This window comes from Streptomyces sp. NPDC002206 (genome assembly GCF_053593595.1).
Genome location: NZ_JBSFCW010000008.1, coordinates 149,822 through 171,507, shown reverse-complemented (window position 1 = coordinate 171,507; position 21,686 = coordinate 149,822). Strand labels below are relative to the sequence as shown.

At 70.8% G+C, this 21,686-nt stretch carries 16 protein-coding genes; 6 read left to right on the top strand and 10 right to left on the bottom strand.

From position 1 onward, the window contains the following. The first annotated feature begins 123 nt into the window (after positions 1–123). Positions 124–1,953: a glycoside hydrolase family 3 protein gene (locus ACWCP8_RS17835; RefSeq protein WP_352262367.1), complete on the top strand. Its 1,830-nt coding sequence runs from the start codon at positions 124–126 to the stop codon at positions 1,951–1,953. A gap of 74 nt (positions 1,954–2,027) precedes the next feature. Here ACWCP8_RS17835 and ACWCP8_RS17830 read toward each other — a convergent pair whose 3' ends face one another. After that, on the bottom strand, positions 2,028–3,518 hold the full coding sequence (locus ACWCP8_RS17830; protein WP_352262368.1) for a S28 family serine protease: 1,491 nt from the start codon (positions 3,516–3,518) through the stop codon (positions 2,028–2,030). 95 nt (positions 3,519–3,613) lie between these two features. Further along, a complete protein-coding gene (locus tag ACWCP8_RS17825) occupies positions 3,614–4,054 on the bottom strand; it encodes a hypothetical protein (protein WP_352262370.1) in 441 nt (146 codons plus the stop codon). Between the two features lie 181 nt (positions 4,055–4,235). On the opposite strand from ACWCP8_RS17825, the gene ACWCP8_RS17820 reads away from it, so the two are divergent. Next, entirely contained in the window at positions 4,236–4,718 is a 483-nt protein-coding gene (locus ACWCP8_RS17820; RefSeq protein WP_451116806.1) for a hypothetical protein, read from the top strand. A gap of 15 nt (positions 4,719–4,733) precedes the next feature. Here the strand turns inward: ACWCP8_RS17820 and ACWCP8_RS17815 are convergent, their stop codons facing one another. The 5 genes from ACWCP8_RS17815 to ACWCP8_RS17795 form a co-directional block, all read right to left on the bottom strand. Further along, positions 4,734–8,474 carry an ABC transporter ATP-binding protein gene (locus tag ACWCP8_RS17815; protein WP_451116804.1) on the bottom strand — a complete coding sequence of 1,247 codons (3,741 nt, stop codon included), beginning with the start codon at positions 8,472–8,474 and terminating at the stop codon, positions 4,734–4,736. Positions 8,475–8,587: 113 nt separating this feature from the next. After that, complete coding sequence (locus ACWCP8_RS17810) at positions 8,588–9,553, bottom strand: serine hydrolase (protein WP_352262375.1); 966 nt, start codon at positions 9,551–9,553, stop codon at positions 8,588–8,590. Between the two features lie 227 nt (positions 9,554–9,780). After that, positions 9,781–11,466, bottom strand: a complete 1,686-nt coding sequence (locus tag ACWCP8_RS17805) for a thiamine pyrophosphate-binding protein (RefSeq protein WP_451116802.1) — start codon at positions 11,464–11,466, stop codon at positions 9,781–9,783. After that, positions 11,463–12,440, bottom strand: coding sequence for an agmatinase (gene speB / locus ACWCP8_RS17800; protein ID WP_352262379.1), 978 nt, complete (start codon positions 12,438–12,440; stop codon positions 11,463–11,465). Before speB ends, ACWCP8_RS17805 begins: the two co-directional genes overlap by 4 nt. 178 nt (positions 12,441–12,618) lie before the next feature. Then, positions 12,619–14,085, bottom strand: a complete 1,467-nt coding sequence (locus tag ACWCP8_RS17795) for a sodium:solute symporter (protein WP_326603845.1) — start codon at positions 14,083–14,085, stop codon at positions 12,619–12,621. A 132-nt stretch (positions 14,086–14,217) separates the two neighbouring features. Here ACWCP8_RS17795 and ACWCP8_RS17790 point away from each other — a divergent pair, with 132 nt between their 5' ends. The 4 genes from ACWCP8_RS17790 to ACWCP8_RS17775 all read left to right on the top strand — a co-directional run bounded on the left by ACWCP8_RS17790 (position 14,218) and on the right by ACWCP8_RS17775 (position 19,063). After that, on the top strand, positions 14,218–15,747 hold the full coding sequence (locus ACWCP8_RS17790) for a PucR family transcriptional regulator ligand-binding domain-containing protein (RefSeq protein WP_451116799.1): 1,530 nt from the start codon (positions 14,218–14,220) through the stop codon (positions 15,745–15,747). 232 nt (positions 15,748–15,979) lie between these two features. Continuing rightward, positions 15,980–17,137 carry an acyl-CoA dehydrogenase family protein gene (locus ACWCP8_RS17785; RefSeq protein WP_451116797.1) on the top strand — a complete coding sequence of 386 codons (1,158 nt, stop codon included), beginning with the start codon at positions 15,980–15,982 and terminating at the stop codon, positions 17,135–17,137. Between the two features lie 19 nt (positions 17,138–17,156). Then, a complete protein-coding gene (locus tag ACWCP8_RS17780; RefSeq protein ID WP_355994254.1) occupies positions 17,157–18,032 on the top strand; it encodes an acyl-CoA thioesterase in 876 nt (291 codons plus the stop codon). A gap of 38 nt (positions 18,033–18,070) precedes the next feature. After that, on the top strand, positions 18,071–19,063 hold the full coding sequence (locus ACWCP8_RS17775; RefSeq protein ID WP_451116795.1) for a cation diffusion facilitator family transporter: 993 nt from the start codon (positions 18,071–18,073) through the stop codon (positions 19,061–19,063). Positions 19,064–19,076: 13 nt separating this feature from the next. On the opposite strand, the gene ACWCP8_RS17770 is transcribed toward ACWCP8_RS17775, so the two are convergent. The 3 genes from ACWCP8_RS17770 to ACWCP8_RS17760 form a co-directional block, all read right to left on the bottom strand. Further along, the gene (locus ACWCP8_RS17770; RefSeq protein ID WP_451116793.1) at positions 19,077–19,856 is read right to left on the bottom strand and encodes a phosphatase; all 780 of its coding nucleotides are present in this window, start codon (positions 19,854–19,856) and stop codon (positions 19,077–19,079) included. A gap of 100 nt (positions 19,857–19,956) precedes the next feature. Beyond that, positions 19,957–20,496 (bottom strand): GNAT family N-acetyltransferase, encoded by a 540-nt coding sequence (locus ACWCP8_RS17765; protein ID WP_451116791.1) that lies wholly within the window; start codon positions 20,494–20,496, stop codon positions 19,957–19,959. A 544-nt stretch (positions 20,497–21,040) separates the two neighbouring features. Next, the gene (locus ACWCP8_RS17760) at positions 21,041–21,649 is read right to left on the bottom strand and encodes an SACE_7040 family transcriptional regulator (RefSeq protein ID WP_352262393.1); all 609 of its coding nucleotides are present in this window, start codon (positions 21,647–21,649) and stop codon (positions 21,041–21,043) included. Between the last annotated feature and the right edge of the window lie 37 nt (positions 21,650–21,686).

Sequence of the window (21,686 nt, the reverse complement as noted above, 5' to 3'; positions counted from 1 at the left end):
CGTTCGCCGGATGGGCCCAGTTCGGGCTGTCCTCTTGACCGGTAGTTACTTTCTGGATATCCGTGACCATTGGAAGTTTCTTTCACCACCCCCTCGTCACCGAGAACGGCCGAAGGAGCTCACGTGCACCACCGCACCTCCAGACGCACCCTCCTCACCGCCACCGCCGCGACTGTCGCAGCGGCCGCGACCGGCGCGGTCTCCGCCCCCGGAGCCGCCGCCGCCTCCGCTTCCTCCTCCGCCTCCACCACCGAGCGCCTCAAGCAGCTCATCTCCCGGATGAGCCTGGAGGAGAAGGTCGGTCAGCTCTTCGTGATGCGGGTGTACGGGCACTCCGCCACCGAACCCGACCAGGCCGACATCGACGCCAACCTGGCCGAGATCGGGGTCCGTACCGCCGCCGAGTTGATCGCCAAGTACCACGTCGGCGGCATCATCTACTTCGCCTGGGCGCACAACACCCGTGACCCGCACCAGATCGCCGACCTCTCCAACGGCATCCAGCGCGCCGGTCTCGCCGGTCCCACTCCCCTGCCGCTTCTCATCTCCACCGACCAGGAGCACGGCATCGTCTGCCGCGTCGGCGAGCCCGCCACGCTGATGCCGGGCGCGATGGCGCTGGGTGCGGGCGGTTCGTCCTCCGACGCCCGCCGGGCCGGGAAGATCGCAGGCACCGAGCTGGCGGCGATCGGCATCAACCAGAACTACGCCCCGGACGCCGATGTCAACGTCAACCCGGCCAACCCGGTCATCGGCGTACGCTCCTTCGGCGCCGATCCGCAGGCCGTGGCCGCGATGGTCGCCGCCCAGGTGAAGGGGTATCAGGTCGCCGGGATCGCCTCGACGGCCAAACACTTCCCCGGCCACGGCGACACGAACACCGACAGCCACACCGGCCTGCCGTACATCCACCACACCCGCGAGCAGTGGGCCGAGCTGGACTCCCCGCCGTTCCGGGCCGCGATCGCCGCCGGCATCGACGCGATCATGACCGCGCACATCGTCGTCCCCGCTCTCGACCCGGCCGAGGACCCGGCCACGCTGTCCCGGCCGATCCTCACCGGCATCCTGCGCGAGGAGCTCGGTTACGACGGTGTCGTGGTCACGGACTCGCTCGGCATGGAGGGCGTGCGGACGAAGTACGGCGACGAGCGCGTGCCCGTCCTGGCCCTGCAGGCGGGCGTGGACCAGCTGCTGAACCCGCCGAATCTCGATGTCTCCTGGAACGCGCTCCTCGCGGCCGTGAAGAGCGGCGAGATCAGTGAGGCCAGGATCGAGGAATCGATCCTGCGCATCCTGCGACTGAAGACGAAGCTGGGGCTGTTCGACGACCCGTTCGTCACCCACCGGGGCGTGGACCGTGCCGTCGGCACCCCGGCGCACCTCTCCGCCGCCGACCGGATCGCCGAGCACACCACCACCCTGCTCACCAACGACGGTGCGGTGCTGCCGCTGTCCCGCCGCTCCCACAAGAACCTTCTGGTGGTCGGCGCCGATCCGGCCTCCCCGTCCGGCACCACCGGGCCGCCGACCACCACCCTCGCCACCGCCTTCGGCGAACTGGGTTACGCGGCAACCGCCCTGTCCACCGGCACCGCACCCACCCAGGCGAAGATCGCCGAGGCGGTGGCGGCCGCGCAGGGCAAGGACGCGGTGATCGTGGGGACGTACAACGTCTCGGCGACCAGCTCGCAGCGCACCCTGGTCGGCGCCCTCGTGGCGACCGGCGTCCCGGTGATCACGCTCGCGATCCGGAACCCGTACGACATCGCCCAGCTGCCCGCCCACGCGGCAAGCCTGGCCGCCTACTCCTGGACGGATGTCGAACTGCGGGCGGCCGCCCGGGTGATCGCGGGCCGCGCCGAACCGCAGGGCAGGCTGCCGGTCCCGGTGCAGCGGGCGGGCGACCCGACGCAGGTGCTGTACCCGGTCGGCTACGGGCTGACGTACTGACCGGAGGGACTGCGCGCGTGCCGGGTCCGAACCGTAGGGTTCGGGCCCGGCACACATCACTCCGTGCCTGCCTGTTACGGCCGCAGCGCGGGGCCCTGCCTGCGCTCGCTCGTCACGTCCTTCTTGTCGAGGCGCGCGTCGTACGGAGCGAGCGGCTTCGCCTTCGCCGGGTCCGACTGCACGGCGGCCGGGGCGACGCCCGCCCAGCGCAGAATGGCCGCGGTGGCGTTCGCCTTCTCATCGTCGGCGAGACCGGCCACCTTGGAGCCGTGGTTGCCGCCCGCCACCGTGTAGACGTAGCTGTCACGGGCGCCCGCACCGAGGCGGAAGCGCTCCGCGCCCCACGGGTCGTTCTCCCCGTACACGTACAGCATGTGGTGGGCTTCGTGCTTCACCCAGCTGTCCACGTCACGCATCACCGACGGCTGGAACGTCATCGGGATGGAGCGCGGCACGAAGTTGCGCGGCGGCTGGTACCCGTACCGGCTGAGGTTGCCGAGCCACGGCTGCTCGATGTCCGGCGAGCCGAGCTGGGTGCCCGCCTGGTAGTAGTACGGCGTGTACGTGTTCAGGCCCTGGTCCACGTAGGCGGAGAAGCCGGAGATGGTGTTGACCGAGTCCCAGATCGCCTGGTCGGGGGCGGTCTTGGCGTCGGCCGGGATGGAATCGCAGTCGGCGAGCAGGCTGTACTGCCAGAACGCCCAGACGTAGTCCATGACGACGGCTTCGTACGCCTTGTCGAGCGAGCCGACGGTGTCGAAGGTGTAGCCGTTCGTGTCGGCGTACTCCTTGTACTTCTTCTCCAGCGGCTCGCGACGGATCAGCGCCTCGCGCTGCACGCCCTCCAGCCGGTCGCGGCACTCCTTCGTGCCGACGTTCTCGAAGAACCGGTCGTACGCCGAGTCCTCCTTGTTGACCACGTCGTTCGGCGCGACGTACGCGACGACGCCGTCCATGTCCTTGGGGTAGAAGCGCTCGAAGTACGTGGCGGTCATGCCGCCCTTCGAGCCACCGGTGGCCAGCCAGTTCTTGGAGTAGATCTGCTTCAGCGCGGTGAAGACACGGTGCTGGTCGCTGGCGGCCTGCCAGATGTCGAGCTTCGACCAGTCGGCGGGTGCCGGACGGGACGGGGTGAAGAAGCGATACTCCAGCGAGACCTGATTGCCGTCGACGATCCGGGTCGGCTCGGAGCGGCTGGGGTTCGTGGAGACGTTGTAGCCGCTGGTGTAGAAGACCGTCGGGCGGGACGTGTCCTTGTGCAGCAGGGTGATCCGCTGCTGGAACGTGCCCTTGGACGGGTGCCGGTGGTCGATCGGCTGGGTGTAGTTGAGGACGAAGTAGCGGTAGCCGTCGTACGGCTTCTCCTCGATCAGACTCATCCCCGGGATGGCCAGGATGCGGTCCTTGATGTCCGTGCTTGTACCGCTGTCACTGCCCGCAGCGGCCCGGACGGACTCCAGAGCGGCCGGTTCAGCGGCGGTAGCCGCACCGACCGAGGCACCCGTCGCAGTCACGGTGCCTATGAGCACCGCCAGCGACAGGAAACCTCTGAGTGCCTTGCGCATACACCCTCCCCTTGATTCACAACATTCGTCGTGAACCTAGCGGGGGCAACACCCGTCCCGCCAGACCCTGTTGTCCCGGCGTCAGGCAGGCGGAGTCAGCAGAGGATCCAGCCCGTGGAGCGCGATGTCCCGGAGACCGAGCCCGTGGCCCGTATGCATCGGTGCAGCGCGGGCACCGTCACCGGGCCTGCCTGCGTGGTGTATCTGCCGCTGTCGCCGACGGGCCGGGCACCGCGTGCCTGCAACTGGACGGACATCTGGCGGCGCTTGCCCGGCTTCTTGGCGACGGTGACCGCGCAGGCGTAGGCGCGACTCCTGTAGACGCGCAGCTCGCCGGTCGCGAACTTCACCGTCTTCGCGGGCCGTCCGCCGCACGCCGACACGGCGTCGGCGCTGCTCGCTCCGGTACCGCCGAGCACCAGCCCGGCCGCGCTCACCAGCGCCAGGACAAGCAGCTGCACCAGCGCCTGCCGCCCCCCGCCGCTGCCGCTCCCCCTTGTTGCCCTTCCGGTTCCTCTGATCCCCAGCAGACCCATCACCCCAGCCACCCCATCCGCCCCATCGAACGCTCTCGCTCAAACGTGCCGCATGCGCGTACATGCGTACGACGCGAGAGGCCATCCGGAGGTTGCACCCGGCGAGCTACGCATTCGGCGCAACCGAATCGCCACAACATGTATCCAACAGGGCAGAGCTGAACGAAAGGAAGGAACCGGCGTGATCCAACTCCGCAACACACCCGGCCGCCACACCGCAGGCCGCACCCTTCTCATCACCGCTCTGCTCGCCGCCGCCGTGGTCCCGGCCGCCGCAGCAGCACCGCAGGCCCCCGCGGCCCCGGCGACAGTACGCAGCACCGCCTCGGCCCCGGCCTACCAGCAGGTCGCCCACTTCTACGGCGCCTACATCGACGCCGCCGGCACCGAGGGCGGCGGCACGCTCACGACCGCGCTCCGGGCGTTCTACCTCACGCCCGCGCTCCGCTCGCAGCTGCGCACCTGGGAGGCGCGCAACCATGCGGACGGTGTCCTGCGCGCCCAGAACAGCCCGCTCGCCTTCAAGGTCACCCCGGGCGACAGCGGCGCCGGTCACACCTGGTCGAAGGTGCGGCTCACCTGGAGCGGCGGCAAGCACCCCACGTACACCTATCTGACAGTTCAGTCGGACCTGCGGACCGGCAAGATCTCCGGCATCCGCTGAGACCCGCCCGACGGTTCAGACCCCCGCGGGCTCGTCCTCCCCGATGAAGGTGCGCCACAGCACGGCGTAGTGCCCTTCCCCGGCGAGGAGTTCGTCATGCGTGCCGTCCTCGACGACCCGGCCGTGGTCCATCACCACGACCCGGTCGGCGCGGGCGGCCGTGGTCAGCCGGTGGGCGACGACAAGGGTGGTGCGGCGGCCGGTGAGCCGGTCGGTCGCCTGGTTGACCTGGGCCTCGCTGGCGAGGTCCAGGGAGGCGGTCGCCTCGTCGAGCAGCAGGATGTCCGGGTCGACCAGTTCGGCGCGGGCGAGTGCGATCAGCTGGCGCTGGCCGGCCGAGAGGTTACGGCCCCGCTCGGCGACCTCGTGCAGATAGCCGCCGTCCAGCGTGGCGATCATGTCGTGAGCGCCGACCGCCCGGGCCGCGGCCTCCACCTGTGCGTCGGCGGCGTCCGGCCGCCCGTAGGCGATGGCGTCGCGGACCGTACCCGCGAAGAGGTAGGCCTCCTGCGGTACGACGCCGAGCCGGTGCCGGTACGCGGTGAGGTCGAGGCGGCGCAGATCGGTGCCGTCCGCCGTGACCCGGCCGCCCGTCGGGTCGTAGAACCGGGCGACGAGCTTGACGAGGGTGGACTTCCCGGCGCCGGTCTCGCCTACGAACGCGACGGTCTGGCCGGCCGGGATCCGCAGGTCGATGCCGGTGAGGGCCTCTTCCTCCTCGTCGTCGGCGCCGTACGCGAAGGTCACGTTCTCGAACGCGATCTCGCCGCGCAACGACAGCACGTCCAGCGGCTCCACGGAGTCGGCGGTGGAGGTCGGCTCCCGGAGGAGTTCCTGGATGCGGCCGAGCGAGACGGTGGCCTGCTGGTAGCCGTCGAAGACCTGGGAGAGCTGCTGCACGGGCGCGAAGAACAGGTCGATGTAGAGCAGATACGCGACGAGCGCACCGGTGGTCAGTGTGCCGTTGTCGACCCGGCCCGCACCCACGATCAGTACGGCGGCCGCGGCCACCGACGACAGCAGCTGCACGAACGGGAAGTAGACCGAGATCAGCCACTGGCCGCGCACCCGGGCCTCGCGGTAGTGGTCGCTGCGGTCGGCGAACCGTTCGGCGCCGTCCCGCTCGCGGCGGAACGCCTGCACGATCCGGAGCCCGGAGACGGACTCCTGGAGGTCGGCGTTGACGACACCGATCCGCTCACGGGCCAGTTCGTACGCCTTGACGCTCTTGCGGCGGAAGAAGAACGTACCGATGACCAGCACCGGAAGCGTCGCGAAGACGACGAGTGCAAGCTCCACGTCGAGGACGAGCAGCGCGACCATGATGCCGAAGAACGTGACGACGGAGACGAAGGCCGTGACCAGACCGGTCTGCAGGAACGTGGACAGCGCGTCGATGTCCGTCGTCATCCGGGTCATGATGCGGCCGGTCAGCTCGCGCTCGTAGTAGTCGAGGCCGAGCCGCTGGAGCTGCGCGAAGATCTTCAGCCGCAGTGAGTAGAGCACCCGTTCGCCGGTGCGGCCCGTCATCCGGGTCTCGCCGATCTGCGCGGCCCACTGTGCCAGCACGACGAGCAGGGCGATCGCGGAGGCCGCCCAGACCGCGCCGAGCGCCATCTGCGTGACGCCCTGGTCGATGCCGTGCCGGATCAGCACCGGCAGGAGCAGGCTCATGCCCGCGTCGACGGCGACGAGCGTCAGGCTCACCAGCAGGGGAAGGCCGAAGCCGTGCAGCAGCCGGCGCAGCCCGTACGACTCCTCGGGGCGCACGGCGCGCGCCTCGTCGATGTCCGGGATGTCGGTGGCCGGGGGCAGCGCCTCGACCTGGGCGAGCAGCTCGGGGGTGGCGGGCATGCCGGCGGCGCCGGTGTCGCGCGGCTCCTCCTTGCGGACCCACAGCCCGGGGCTGATGCCGCGCTCGGCGTCGAAGTCGGCTTCCAGCTCCTCCTGGAGCGTCCGGTCGTCCTCGACGGCTGTGTCGGCCAGGACCGGCTGGTGGCCCGGGGAGGTGCCGCCCAGCTCGTCCGGGTCGGTGAGCAGACGCCGGTAGAGCGGGGAGCGGCGCTCCAGCTCCTCGTGCGTACCGATGTCGGCGAGCCGGCCCTTCTCCAGGACGGCGATCCGGTCGGCGAGGCCGAGGGTGGAGCGGCGGTGGGCGATCAGCAGGGTCGTGCGACCCGCCATCACCTGCGCCAGGGCCTCGTGGATCTCGTGCTCGACGCGGGCGTCGACGGCCGAGGTGGCGTCGTCGAGGAGAAGCAGCCGGGGGTCGGTGAGGATCGCGCGGGCGAGCGCGACGCGCTGGCGCTGGCCTCCGGAGAGGGTCAGGCCGTGCTCGCCGACCTTGGTGTCGTAGCCGAGGGGCAGATCGGCGATGAAACGGTCCGCCTGGGCGGCGCGGGCGGCCTGCTCGATCTGGTCCTGGGTGGCGTCCGGATGTCCGTACGCGATGTTGGCGCGGACCGTGTCGGAGAAGAGGAAGCTGTCTTCCGGTACGAGGCCGATGGCGGCCCGCAGCGAGTCCTGGGTGAGCTCGCGGACGTCGTGTCCGCCGACCAGGACGGCGCCGTGCGACACGTCGTAGAAGCGGGGCAGCAGCAGGGAGACGGTGGACTTCCCGCTGCCGGAGGCACCGACGACGGCGACGGTCTCACCGGGCTCGATGGTCAGCGAGAACCCGTCGAGGACCGGCCGCTCGGGGTCGTACCCGAACCGCACGTCGTCGAACTCGACGCTCGCGGGGGCGTCCACCGGGAGCTCCACCGTGCCGTCCTGCATGGTGGGCTCGGTGTCGATCAGTTCGAGTACGCGCTCCACACCGGCGCGGGCCTGCTGCCCGACGGTGAGCACCATGGCGAGCATCCGGACCGGCCCGACGAGCTGGGCGAGATAGGTGGAGAACGCCACGAACGTACCGAGGGTGATCTCGCCGCGGGTGGCGAGCCAGCCGCCGAGCGCCAGCATCGCGACCTGGCCGAGCGCGGGGACGGCCTGGAGAGCGGGGGTGTACCGGGCGTTCATCCGGATGGTGCGCAGCCGTCCGGCGAACAGCTTCCGCCCGACCTCGCGCAGCTTGCCGGTCTCCTGCTCCTCCTGCCCGAACCCCTTGACGACCCGGACCCCGGAGACGGCCCCGTCGACGACTCCGGCGACTGCGGCGGCCTGGCCCTGGGCGTACCAGGTGGCGGGGAAGAGCCGGGAGCGGGAGCGGCGGGCGATGAACCAGAGGGCGGGGGCGACGGCGATCGCGACCAGGGTCAGCAACGGGGAGAGCCACGCCATGATCACCAGGGAGATGAGGAAGAGCAGCACGTTCCCGATGGTCATCGGGAGCATGAACAGAAGCCCCTGGATCAGCTGAAGGTCACTGGTGGCGCGCCCGACGACCTGCCCGGTGGACAGCTCGTCCTGCCGCTTCCCGTCGAGCCGGGTGAGCGTCCCGTACATCTCGGTACGCAGATCGTGCTGTACGTCGAGGGCGAGCCGGCCGCCGTAGTAGCGGCGGATGTACGTCGATATGTACACCAGCACGGCCGCGGCGATCAGGAGGCCGGTCCAGACTCCGAGGGAGCGGGTGTGGTTGCCGACGACATCGTCGATGATCACCTTGGTGATCAGCGGGACTAGCGCCAGCACAGCCATCCCGGCGAGCGACGAGCCGAGTGCCAGCAGCACATTGCGCCGGTAGCGCCATGCGTAGCCGCCCAGCCGCCGGGCCCAGCCCTGCCGCTCCGCGTCCGTGCCTGCGTCCGTCACCGGTGCCTCCCGTTCGACCTGATCTACCGGAAGGCACCAACGCGGTCAGCTGCGGATTTCATCCCGCCGTCACAAAGATGGTCCGTTCGGCCTAGGCCCGGACCCGCGAGGGACTACGGCTGCGGTGTGGCCGTCACCGTCGGCACCGCAGAAGCCTCGGGCACCGCCGGAACCGCTTCCTGCGGCCTCGCCGGCGGGGCGACCGTCGTCTGCGCGGTGGCGGCCGGGTTCAGGTCCTTGTGGATGGCCCGGGCGACCGCCTGGATGGTGTTGATGCCGTCGTTCATCGTCTTGTTGTCATGGGTGAGCACGGTGATCCCGTAGTCGTGCCCCTTCCCGGTGAACGCGCCGATGCTGTGCACCCGCCAGCCGTGCGTGGCGCGCGGCAGCCAGCCGTTCTTGACCTGGACGGTCACCCCGGACGGGGCACCGGCGGGCGTCCCCCAGCGCTGCGAGGAGATGACCTTGCGCATCAGGCCGAGCTCGTACGCGCGCGAGTTGTCACTGAGCACGGAGTTCTTCGCGGTCAGCAGGGACAGCAGTCGCAGCTCGTCCTGCGCGGTTATCTGGGTCAGCCCCCAGTAGCCACCGGAGCCGGGCACGGTGTGCGTCATCCCCGCGGCCTTCAGGAACGCCTGCACCTTGGTCACGCCGAGCTGCTTCCACAGGCTGGTGGTCGCGTTGTTGTCGGACTTGGTGATCATGGCGGTGGCGAGGTTGACCTCGCGCTGCGTGAGATAGCGGTTGTGCTTCTTGTTGTCCCAGAGCAGCGTCGCGAGGACGGTCGCCTTCACGACGCTCGCGGAGTCGTACCTGCTCGTGGACCGCATCGTGCACGACGTCTTGGTGGTCCGGTCGTAGAGCGCGATCGCCGTGGTCGACGAGCGCCCCTTGAGCGCGGCGGTGATGTCCTTCGACAGCTTGGCGGCGAGCCCCGCCTTGCCGGAGGTACAGCTCACCGTCGGAGTCGCGGCCGCGGCGGGCGTGGCGGCGAGGGCCACGGGTGCGAGCACGCCTGCGGCGAGCGTGACGGCGAGCGCGGTGTGTGCGCGGCGGTGGATACGAGGCCGGTCCGTCATGAGACGTCTCCCCCTGAGTGATCTGCGTGGTGCGCCCCTGCACACCTGGCACACAGAAGACTCCTGAGCGGCCGAAAAGTTGTACGCGCCCGGCCCGGACGGCGGGGTTGTGACGCGGGGACACCGGCTTCGGGGCGAGCCGCCGACTCGTCCGCGAGGTCGGTGAAGACCTCGCGGACGAGGGGCGGTTCCGGGTCCGTGTCCCGGGACCTCAGTGGGGCCGCAGCCTACAGATGCGTCGGCTCGAACATCCTGAGCAGTGCCGGGAGCACGACCACCGAAGGACCGGGCTCCGCGAAGGACTTCGCCAGGTCGTCGGCGAGCGTCTCCGGGGTCGTACGGACCGCCGGTACGCCGAACGACTCGGCGAGGGCGACGAAGTCCGGGCGGGACAGTTCCGTCCCCGTGGCCTCGCCGAACGCGCCCGTCATGTACTCGCGCAGGATGCCGTAGCCGCCGTCGTCGATGATCAACCAGGTGACCGGCAGGTCGTACTGACGGGCCGTGGCCAGTTCCGCGATCGAGTACATCGCGCCGCCGTCGCCGGAGACCGCCAGGACCGGCTTCGTACGGTCGGCCGCCGCCGCGCCGAGCGCGGCCGGGAAGCCGTAGCCGAGACCGCCTGCGCCCTGCGCCGAGTGCATGGTGTTGGGGTGACGGGCGTCGAAGGCGGACCAGGCCCAGTAGGCGAGGATCGTCATGTCCCAGAAGCTCGGGGACGTGTCGGGCAGCGCTTCGCGCACCGAGGCGATCAGCTGCTGTTCCAGGGTGAGGTCCTGGCCGGCGATCCGTTCGCGTACCGCTTCGAGCACCGTACGGACGCGGTCCGCGGCCGACGGGTCCTCGCGGCGGTCGACCGCTTCGAGGAGGTCGGCAAGGGCCTCGCGGGCGTCGGCGTGGATGCCGAGCGCGGGGTGGTTGGACTCCAGCTTCCCGGCGTCCGCCTCGATCTGGATGACCCGGCCACGCGGGCTGAACGTGTGGTAGTTCGAGGAGAGTTCGCCCAGTCCGGAGCCGATGACCAGCAGGACGTCCGCCGCTTCGAGGAAGTCCGTCGTGTGACGGTCCTCCAGCCAGGACTGGAGCGAGAGCGGGTGCTCCCAGGGAAAGGCGCCCTTGCCGCCGAACGTGGTGACGACCGGGGCGTCGATCTTCTCCGCGAGAGCGAGCAGCTTGCCGGACGCGTCGGAGCGTACGACTCCGCCGCCCGCGATGATCGCCGGCCGTTCGGCGTTCGCCAGCAGGTGGGCCGCCACGGCGGTCAGTTCGGGGCGGGCGTGGAGCGGCCTCGGCGTGGCGTCCATCGCGCTGACCGCCGGCAGGGTGGTCTCGGCGAGGAGCACGTCCTGCGGGATCTCGATCCAGACCGGGCCGTGCGGAGCCGTCAGCGCGGACTCCCAGGCGGCGGCGATCGCGGACGGGATCTGCGACGCCGTACGGACCGTGTGGACGGACTTCACGACGTCGCGGAACGACGCCTTCTGGTCCCGGAGCTCATGCAGGTAGCCGTGGCGCCCGCCGCCCAGGCCCGCGGTCGGGATCTGGCTGGAGATGGCCAGCACGGGCGCCGAGGCGGCCGCCGCCTCCTGGAGCGCGGCGAGGGAGGTGAGGGCCCCCGGGCCGGTGGAGAGCAGCAGAGGGGCGACTTCCCCGGTGATGCGGCCGTACGCGTCGGCGGCGAAGCCCGCGTTGTTCTCGACGCGCAGGCCGACGTACGAGAGGGACGAGCGGCGCAGCGCGTCGAACATGCCGAGCGCGTGCTGGCCGGGCAGGCCGAAGACGGTGGTCGCGCCGAGGCCCTGGAGGGTCTCGACGACGAGGTCGCCGCCGTTGCGTCCGGCCGACGGGTTCAGCGCGGCCGCGATCTGCTCGGGGGTGAGCTGCGGTCGCTCGTCGTGGTGGTCGTGGGTCACTTGCCCTCGGCCCCCTTCGCCGCCGCGATCTGACGGGCCATGATCGTCGTGAGTTCGTACGCCGTGTGGGAGGCGGCGACGGAGGTGATCTCCGCGTGGTCGTACGCGGGGGCGACCTCGACCAGGTCGGCGGAGACCAGGTTGCAGGAGGACAGGCCGCGGACGATCTCGAGGAGCTCGCGGGAGGTGAGACCGCCGGCCTCGGGGGTGCCGGTGCCGGGCGCGTGCGCCGGGTCCAGGACGTCGATGTCGATGGAGATGTACAGCGGGCGGTCGCCGATGCGCTGACGCAGCTGGTCGGCGATCTCGTCGACACCCCGGCGCATGACGTCGGCGGAGGTGACGATGCCGAAGCCCATCTTGGCGTCGTCGTCGAGGTCCTGCTTGCCGTACAGCGGGCCGCGCGTGCCGACGTGGGAGAGCGCGGACGTGTCGAGGATGCCCTCCTCGACGGCCCGGCGGAACGGCGTGCCGTGGGTGTACTCGGCGCCGAAGTAGGTGTCCCACGTGTCGAGGTGGGCGTCGAAGTGGAGCAGGGCGACGGGGCCGTGCTTCTTCGCGACGGAGCGCAGAAGGGGCAGCGCGATGGTGTGGTCGCCGCCGAGCGTCATCATGCGGGCGCCGGTACCGAGCAGATCGTCGGCCGCGGCCTCGATCGTCTCGACGGCCTCGTTGATGTTGAACGGGTTGGCGGCGATGTCACCGGCGTCGGCGACCTGCGCGAGGGCGAACGGCGAGGCGTCCTGCGCCGGGTTGTACGGGCGCAGCAGGCGCGACGCCTCACGGATGGCGTTGCCGCCGAAGCGGGCACCGGGGCGGTACGAGACACCCGTGTCGAAGGGCACGCCGACGACGGCGACATCGGCGGTGCCGACCTCGTCGAGGCGGGGCAGCCGCGCGAACGTCGCTGGCCCGGCGTACCGCGGGACGCGGGAGGAGTCGATGGGGCCGCGCGGCGTTTCGTTGCTGCTCATGGGGAGTGCCTTTCTTCTGATGACGCGGGGTGGTGCGGGTACAACGGGTTGTGTCCCCAATCGCCGGACGGGCTCGGATTGCCTGCCCGGCGATTGAGGACGACAGGGCCAGGATCGAGCCCGTCGAGGGGGCACCTCCCATGCCCTTGAGGCGATGGGAGATGTTGAGGACAACTGGTCAGACGGTCACGGATTCCGGGGCCGTCTCGTCCGAGTCGGCACCCTTCCCCGCCAGCCGCTCGCGCCAGGCGACCAGCACCGCCGCATCGGTCGGCTTCGTCGCCAGGGAGACGATCACGTACACCGCGAGCGAGGCCAGCAGCCCGTAGTAGACCGGCTCGTTGGCGAGGATTCCATAGGTCGCCATCAGGCCGATCACGGCGACGCCGCCCACCGAGACCGCGGCCAGCGCACCGGCCGCCGTGCCCCGGCGCCACAGCAGACCGCCGAGGATCGGCACCAGCAGACCGCCGACGAGCAGGTTGTACGCGACAGTCAGCGCTTCCACCACATTATTGAGCGCGATGGCGATGACGATGACGGCCACACCCATGATGAGGATGAAGACCCGGTTGCCCTTCACCTCGTCGTGCTCGTCGCCCCGGCCGCGCGACACCGCGCCCCGCAGCTTCGACCAGATGTCGTTGTTGGCGACGGTGGCGCAGGCGATCAGCGCACCGGACGACGTCGACATCACTGCGGCGAGTGCGGCGGCCAGCACCAGCCCTCGCACACCCACCGGCAGTTCGTCCTTGACGATGGTCGCGAAGGCGGAGTCCGCGCTGGGCAGCTTCGGGTACATCACCTTGGCCGCGGTGCCGATGACGGCTCCGGCGAGCGCGTAGACCAGGCAGTACGTACCGGCGACGGTGCCGCCCCAGCGCGCGGTGCGGTCGGTGCGCGCGGTGAACACGCGCTGCCAGATGTCCTGGCCGATCAGCATGCCGAAGGTGTAGATCAGCACGTAGGTGAAGATCGTCTCGCCGCCGATGCCCAGCGGGTCGAAGTACTCGGTGGGCAGCTTCGCCTTCATCTCGCTGAAGCCGCCGGCCTTGATGACCGCGATCGGCAGGAGCAGGAGCAGCACACCGATCGTCTTGACGACGAACTGCACCATGTCCGTGAGCGTGATCGACCACATGCCGCCGAGCGTCGAGTACGCGACGACGATGGCGCCGCCGAGGATGATCGCGACGGTCCGGTTCATGTCGAAGAGGACGTCGAAGATGGTGGCGTACGCGATGGTCGAGGTGACCGCGAGCATCAGCGTGTACGCCCACATGACGACGCCGGAGATGAGGCCGGCCCGGCCTCCGTAGCGCAGGTCGAGCATCTCGGAGACGGTGTAGACCTTCAGCCGGGCGATGCGCGCCGAGAAGAAGATGGACAGTGCGAGCAGTCCGAGGCCGATGGTGAAGACCATCCAGGCGCCGGAGAGCCCGTACTGGTAGCCGAGGCCGACGCCACCGATGGTGGAGGCGCCGCCGAGGACGATCGCGGCCATGGTCCCGGAGTACATCCAGGGGCCGAGGCGGCGGCCCGCCACCAGGAATTCGCTCTTGGACTTGGCGCGGCGCATGCCCCACCAACCCATGGCGAGCATGCCGGCCAAATAGACGACGATCACCGCGTAGTCGACAGCCATGGGCTTCCTCCGTCTCAGTCACGTTGCGGGTCATTGCGGGATGTGTGGTTCGTGAAGACGGTAGGTGGCCCGCAGGCGGCGCTGAAGTGTACGTTTTATCCAATCTCGCCGTAGCCAATGGATGGACCGTCCATGTCGGACACTCCCACCGGGCCCTCCGCCCTCACCGGATCCACCGTCCCCGCCGCTCCTGCCGGGTCCGCCGCCCCCTCCGGGTCGGCTCCCCCCACCCCGCCGATCCCGCTCGCCGAGCTGCTCGCCCGCGAGGACCTCGGGCTGCGCCTGATCGCGGGCCCGGCCCACGTCGACCTGCTGTGGGTGCACACCTCGGAGATGGCCGACCCGTACCCGTATCTGCTCGGCGGCGAGCTGCTGCTGAGCGCCGGTGTGCTGCTCAAGGAGCCGGACACGTATGTCGCCCGGCTGGTGGAGGCCGGGGCGGCGGCCCTCGGCTTCGGGGTCACCCCGGTGCACGACGCGGTGCCGCAGGCGCTGATCGAGGCGTGCGACCGGCACGGGCTGCCGCTGGTGGAAGTGCCGCCCGCGACGCCGTTCACGGCGATCGCGCGGGCGGTGTGGCGGCTGATGGCGGAGGCCCGGCACCGGGAGCTGCGCCGGGTGACACGCGCCCAGCAGGCACTGGCGACGGCCGCGGCCCGGCCGGACCCGGTGCCCGCCGTGCTGCACCAACTGGCCGCACAGCTGGCGGGCCGGGCGATGCTGCTCTCCGCGGCCGGCGAGGAGCTGCACGCGGCGGGCCGCCGGCCGGCCCCCGAGGTCCGGGCCGCCCTGACCCGGCTGGCCCGCGTGGTCTCCCCGACCTCCGCACCCGCCTCCCCGGCCCCGACGTCCGCGACCGACACCCTCGGCGACACACATCTCTTCGCGTACGCGCTCGGCGGCGGGCAGGGGCTCGTCCTGGCGCTGGCGACGGGGCGGCGCGAGGCGGGCGACCACACGGTCACCGGGATCGCGGTCGTCCTCCTCTCCCTGCTGGCCGCCCCGCACCAGGGCGCCGACGCCGCGGGCCGGTCGGCGGCGCTCGTGCGGCTGCTGCTCGGCACGGACCCGGTGGCCGTCGCCCCGCTGCTCGGCGGCGCCGAACTCTGGACGGTGGTGCACGCACGCCGCAGCGGCGGCGGCCCGGTCGATCCGCTCACCGCCGGGGCGCTGGGCGCCGCCCTCGGGTCGGCCCTGGTCGACGCGGGCCGGGGCGGCGACGCCGTCAGGGTTTTGGTCCCGGGCGGCGACCGGATCACCCCGCAGCCCGGCTGGACGCTCGGCACCTCCGCCCCGGCCCCCATCACCGCACTGGACCTCGCCGACGGTCAGGCGGCCCGCGCGCTGGGCCGCGCCGTGGCCACCCGTACCCCGCTGGCCCACCACCACACCGACACCGGCCGGGGCCTTGCCGCCCTCGTCCCGCGCGCCGAGGCGGAGGCGCACGCCCGCGCGCTGCTCGCTCCGCTCACCCCCACGCTCGCGGAGACGCTCCGCTGCTGGCTGAGCCTCCACGGCAGCTGGGACCGCACGGCCACGGCCCTCCAGGTCCACCGCAACACGGTTCGCCAGCGCATCGCCCGCTGCGCGACGCTGCTGGACGCGGACCTGGACGACATGGACGTACGGACGGAGCTCTGGTTCGCGCTTCGGCAGCAGTGAGACCGCGCCGACCGGTCCGGCGGCGAGGTATGGGCCGGCCGGTCCGGCGGTGAGCTCCGGGCCGGCCGGGCGGGCGGTAAGCGCCGGCTGTGATGTGGGCGACCACCGCGGGCCAACTCTGGACAGCCCCGGTGACTGCCGGGTAACTTTTGACCAGAGCTGAGCAAGCGCTTAGCCAGCCCTGGCCGAAGCTCACTCACCGCTGACCGAAGCTGACAGAGGAGGCACCCCCGTGCGCCGTACGGTATTCAACGAGGACCACGAGGCGTTCCGGGAGACCATCCGCGCCTTCATCGAGGCTGAGGTCGCGCCCGTCTACGACGAGTGGTTCGCCGCGGGCCAGGCGCCGCGCGACTTCTACGACAAGCTCGGCGAGCTGGGCATATTCGGCATCAACGTCCCCGAGGAGTTCGGCGGCGCGGGGCTGGACACGCACAAGTTCGAAGCCGTGCTCTACGAGGAGACCGCACGCGCGGGCGTCTCCTTCGGCGGCTCCGGCGTGCACGTGCTGCTCGCCCTGCCGTACATCAAGTTGCTCGCCTCCGACGAGCAGAAGAAGCGCTACCTGACGAAGTTCGTCACCGGCGAGGAGATGTGGGCGCTGGCGATGACCGAGCCGGGCACCGGCTCCGACGTCGCGGGCATGAAGACCACCGCCAAGCTCTCGGAGGACGGCACGCACTACGTCCTCAACGGCGCCAAGACCTTCATCACCGGTGGCGTGCACGCCGACCGCGTGATCGTGTGCGCCCGCACCTCCGCCCCGCGCGAGGACGACCGCCGCTTCGGCATCTCCCTCTTCGCCGTGGACACCAAGTCCGAGGGCTACTCCATCGGCCGCAAGCTCGACAAGCTCGGACTGCGCACCTCCGACACCGCCGAGCTGGCGTTCGTCGACGTGAAGGTGCCCGTCGAGGACCTCCTCGGCGAGGAGAACAGGGGCTTCCACTACCTCGGTCAGAACCTGCCGTCCGAGCGCTGGGGCATCGCCTTCGGTGCGTACGCGCAGGCCAAGGCCGCCGTCCGGTTCGCCCAGCAGTACGTGCAGGAGCGCACGGTCTTCGGCAAGCCGGTCGCCTCGTTCCAGAACACCAAGTTCGAGCTGGCCGCCTGCCAGGCCGAGGTCGACGCCGCCGAGGCCGTCGCCGACCGCGCCCTGGAGGCCCTGGACGCGGGAGAGCTCACGCCCGCCGAGGCCGCCTCCGCCAAGCTGTTCTGCACCGAGGTTGCGCACCGCGTCATCGACCGCTGCCTCCAGCTGCACGGCGGCTACGGCTACATGAACGAGTACCCGATCGCCCGCCTGTACGCGGACAACCGCGTCAACCGCATCTACGGCGGCACCAGCGAGGTCATGAAGTCGATCATCGCCAAGTCCATGGGGCTGTAGAGCGGTTACGTTCTTCTCCATGAGCTCAGCACTTGAATCCCTGCTCGATCTGCTCGACCTGGAACAGATCGAGCGGGACATCTTCCGGGGCACGAGCCGTTCGGCGGTCGTGCCCCGGGTCTTCGGCGGCCAGGTCGCGGCCCAGGCACTCGTTGCCGCGGGCCGCACCGTCCCCGCGGACCGCACGGCCCACTCCTTGCACTCCTACTTCCTGCGGATGGGCGACCCGGGCGCGCCGATCGTCTACAGCGTCGACCGGATCCGCGACGGCCGCTCCTTCACCACCCGCCGGGTGGTGGCCGTCCAGCACGGGCAGCCGATCTTCCATCTCTCGGCGTCCTTCCAGACGTACGAGGAGGGCCTGGAGCACCAGGCGGACATGCCGCCTGCTCCCGCCCCGGAGACGCTGCCCACTGCGGAACAGATGCTCCCGCGGTACGCCGACGCGTTCACCGACCCGGGTGTCATGGACCGGCTGCTGGAGGCGCGGGCCGCGGTCGACCTGCGCTATGTCGGCGCCCCGCCGTTCGCCAACGTCGGCACACCGCAGGAGCCCCGCTCCCAGGTGTGGTTCCGCACCAACGGCAAGCTCGCGGACGACCCGCTGCTGCACGTCTGCATGGCCACGTACGTCTCCGACATGACGCTGCTCGACTCGGTGCTCCTCGCGCACGGGCGCGGCGGCTGGGCGGTCGGCGACGTGGTCGGCGCGAGCCTGGACCATGCGATGTGGTTCCACCGGCCGTTCCGGGCCGACGAATGGCTGCTGTACGACCAGGAGTCACCGTCCGCGTCCGGCGGGCGCGGACTCGGTCAGGCCCGTATCTACACGCAGGACGGCCGACTGGCGATCACCGTCATCCAGGAGGGCGTGGTCCGGGTCCCGCGGGACTGAACAGGCCACGGTCCGCCCCTTCATGGATACTCCCCACCATGAGCGCCGAGAACAGCACCAGCAGCAGCGCGCCTGGTGGGGAGTCCACGTTCACGGTCGTCGTCGCGGCGGTCGCCAATCTCGGTATCGCCGTGGCGAAGGCGGTCGCGGGGCTGATCAGTGGATCGAGCGCGATGCTCTCCGAGGCGGCGCACTCGGTCGCCGACACGGTCACCGAGGTCCTGCTGCTCACCGCGCTCAAGCGCAGCGAGAAGCCCGCCGACGAGGAACACCCGCTGGGCTACGGCCCGGAGCGCTACATCTGGGCGCTGCTCGCCTCGGTCGCCACGTTCGTCGGCGGTGCGGTGTTCGCCTTCTACGACGGCATCCACACCCTCGTCCAGGGCGAGGAACTCGGCGACCCGCTGGTCTCGTACATCGTGCTGGCCGTCGCCTTCCTCCTGGAGGGCTTCTCCCTGCGTACGGGCCTGCGCCAGGTCCGCGGCGAGGCCGCCCGTCTGGGCGCACCCACCACCCACTACTTGCGCCACACCCCCGACACCGCGGTCAAGGCGGTCGTGATGGAGGACTCGGCGGCCCTGGCCGGCCTACTCCTCGCCGCGGGCGGCCTGCTCGGCGGTCAGCTCTCCGGCTCCGGCGTCTGGGACGGCATCGCGTCGGTCCTGATCGGCGCACTGCTGGTGTACGTGGCCTGGGTGCTGGGCCGGTCCAACGCCCAACTGCTGATCGGCCGCCCGGTGCCGAAGGTGATGCGGGCCGGGATCCGCGAGGAGCTTCTCTCCGTACCGCACATCATCGAGGTCCTGGAGCTCACCACCCTGATCCAGGGACCGACGGAAATCCTCGTCGCCGCGAAGATCGACTTCCGGGACGCGTCGACCGCGGCGCAGATCGAGTGGGCGTGCGAGGAGGCGGAGGAGCAGCTGCAGGAGCGGTATCCGGCGATCCGCCGGGTGTATCTGGACCCGACGCCGGGGCTGGGGCTGGTCGTGCGGCGCGGGGCCGCCGGCTCGGACCCGCCCGGCGCCTGAGGACGACGGGCGCTCAGATCAGCCCGGCCGCATCCAGCAGATAGTCCGTCATCGCGTCGTAGAACCGCGGGTCCAGGACATGGTCGTCCAGCGGCACGACGACCTGAAGAGTGCCCTCCGCCTCCCCGAGGAAGAGCGCCGGGTCATTGCAGTCCGCGTACCCGACCGAGTCGAGCCCCCGCTGTCCGGCGCAACCCGCCCACCCGTGATCGGCGACGACCAGATCCGGCATCGGCCGCCCCTCGCGCTCCAGACCGTCCAGGACGGCCGCCATCGGCACCGGGGAGTGCGTGTGCCACAGCGTCGCCCCGCGCTCCATCACGGCCACATCGGCGAACTGGAAGACCATGCCCTCGTCCGCCATCAGCCCGGACGGAATCCGCACGATCTCGCATCCGGCGGCCCGCAACGCGTCCGCGGTCTGCCGGTGCACATCCAGCAGCCCACCCGGATGCCCGGTCGCGAACAGCACCCGCTCCGAGCCGGCAGCCGCCTTGCGCAGCCGGGCCGCCATCCGCTCCAGCGCGTCGACCGTCAGCTCGGGATCGATGGTGTCCTGCCCGTACCGGTGCTCCGGATCATCACTGACCCCACAGCGCTCGGCCATCACGGCGAGCACATCCTGCTCATCGGCCCACCGGTTACCGAGGTCCAGACCCAGCCAGTAGTGGCGATCGCCGTTGGCGAGCCTGCGGTAGTGGGAGAGGTTGTTGTCACGGGGTGTGGCGACATCTCCGGCGATACGCGTACGGACAAGGTGTTCGACGAGAGCGGCACGGCTGGGTATCGGCATGAACCCATTGTGCCGTCAGGTGTGCGCAGCGTGCCGGGTGTCTCGCACGGCGGACGGCGGGGCACGCCCGTGGCTCCCGGGCCGCCGCGCCGCAGGGCCGCTACGGGCGCCGCGCACCCGGCCGGGACACCCGGTCGGTGCTGACCGGCTCCCCGGCTTCCCGCAGATCCCGTACGAAGCGAAGGCCCGGGCGGCCGTCGAGCCGGATCTCACCGGCGGGTACGAATCCTGTACGGGCCAGCACGGCTCGCGACCCGGCGTTGTCGAGGGTCGTGACGGCCCGCAGCGTGGTCAGACCGTACTCCGCGGCGGCAAGGCCGCAGACCTCACGGACGGCGGCCGTGGCCAGTCCCTGCCCGGCGCTCTTCTCGGCGATCCGATATCCGAGCTCGGCCGAACCGTCCGCCACATCGGCCAGGTTGACCCGCCCGTGCACCGCACCGCTGCCATCCACCAGCAGGTGGAAGAAGTGCTGCCCCGCAGCCTGTTCTGCGAGCAGATCGTGGTGCCGCACGTCGAAGTGGGCGAAGTAGTCGTCACCACGATCGGGAATCGACGCGGCGAAGTAGGCCCGGTTCTCCTGCTCGAACGCAAGAAGAGCCGGGGCGTGGTCGAGGCGGAGGAGCTGCAATTCAGGCATGCGGCGATGCTAGTGATACGTCGGCCCGGACGTCGCCGTCCAACGACACGTGGGCCCGCCCGAACCTCGGGAGGGCCCACGTGTCCGTGCTTCTCCGTGTCATTGCGGTTCAGCGGGACCGTAGGGAGAGGACAGCCGGGGCGGAACTGTCAGCGATCACGCCTGGACCTGGTCACCCGTCCGCGAAGACCTCGCCGACGTCGGCGAGGATGCCGCTGCAGAGGGCCTCGTCCGCCCTCACCCTGCGGTCCGGCCTCGCCACGGACCGGCCGCCACGGATCGCCGGGAAACGCCACCGGCACCTTGCGTTCTGCCTGCGCCTGAATCTCGTAGTGCGAGTCGTGGGCGGTCACACGGAAAGCCTCGTCGTAAGAGGCCATGGCGGCGCGGACAGCTCCGCCGGCAAGACCGCGACGGCGGACAAGGGATGCCAGCCAGGTGAAAAAGCCCCTGATCGTGGCGAGCGCGCCGGTGACCACAAGGAACGGCAAGAGCTCACCCATGCAGCAGAGATTAGCGGCAGGTCCGCAGGAGTCGGCGTGCCTTACGCCTGCTCGCCCGCCGCCTCGAACGCCCCCCGCGCCAGCCGGTGCAGCAGTGCCGCCGTCGCCGTGCGACCTGGGAGGGCGCCGGGGCGGCCCAGGTGGGGGGTCGAGTTGAGCAGGCCGAAGACCGCGTGGACGGTGGCGCGGGCCTCGGTCTCGGGCAGGAGGGGGTAGCGGGCGCGGACCACTTCGACCCACAGTTCCACGTACTGCCGCTGGAGCCGGCGCACCCGCTTGCGGTCGGTGTCCCGGAGGCGGTCCAGCTCGCGGTCGTGCAGGGTGATCAGAGGGCGGTCGTCGAGGGCGAAGTCGATGTGACCCTCGATGAGCGCGTCCAGCAGCGCCTCCGGGGAACCGTCGCCGGAGGTCGCGTCCTCGGCGACCCGCAGCTGTCCGCCGGCCAGGAGGCGCTCGCTGATGCCGACCAGGAGTTCGGCGAGCATCGCGTCCTTGCCGGGGAAGTGGCGGTAGAGGCCGGGGCCGCTGATCCCCACGGCGGCGCCTATTTCGTCGACGCCCACGCCGTGGAAGCCGCGCTCGGCGAAGAGGCGGGCAGCCTCCTTGAGGATCTGCTCACGGCGAGTCGGGGCGTCCGTCCTGGTGGTCATGGATTCGATTCTAGACAGTCGGGTTAGCGAGCGTTAA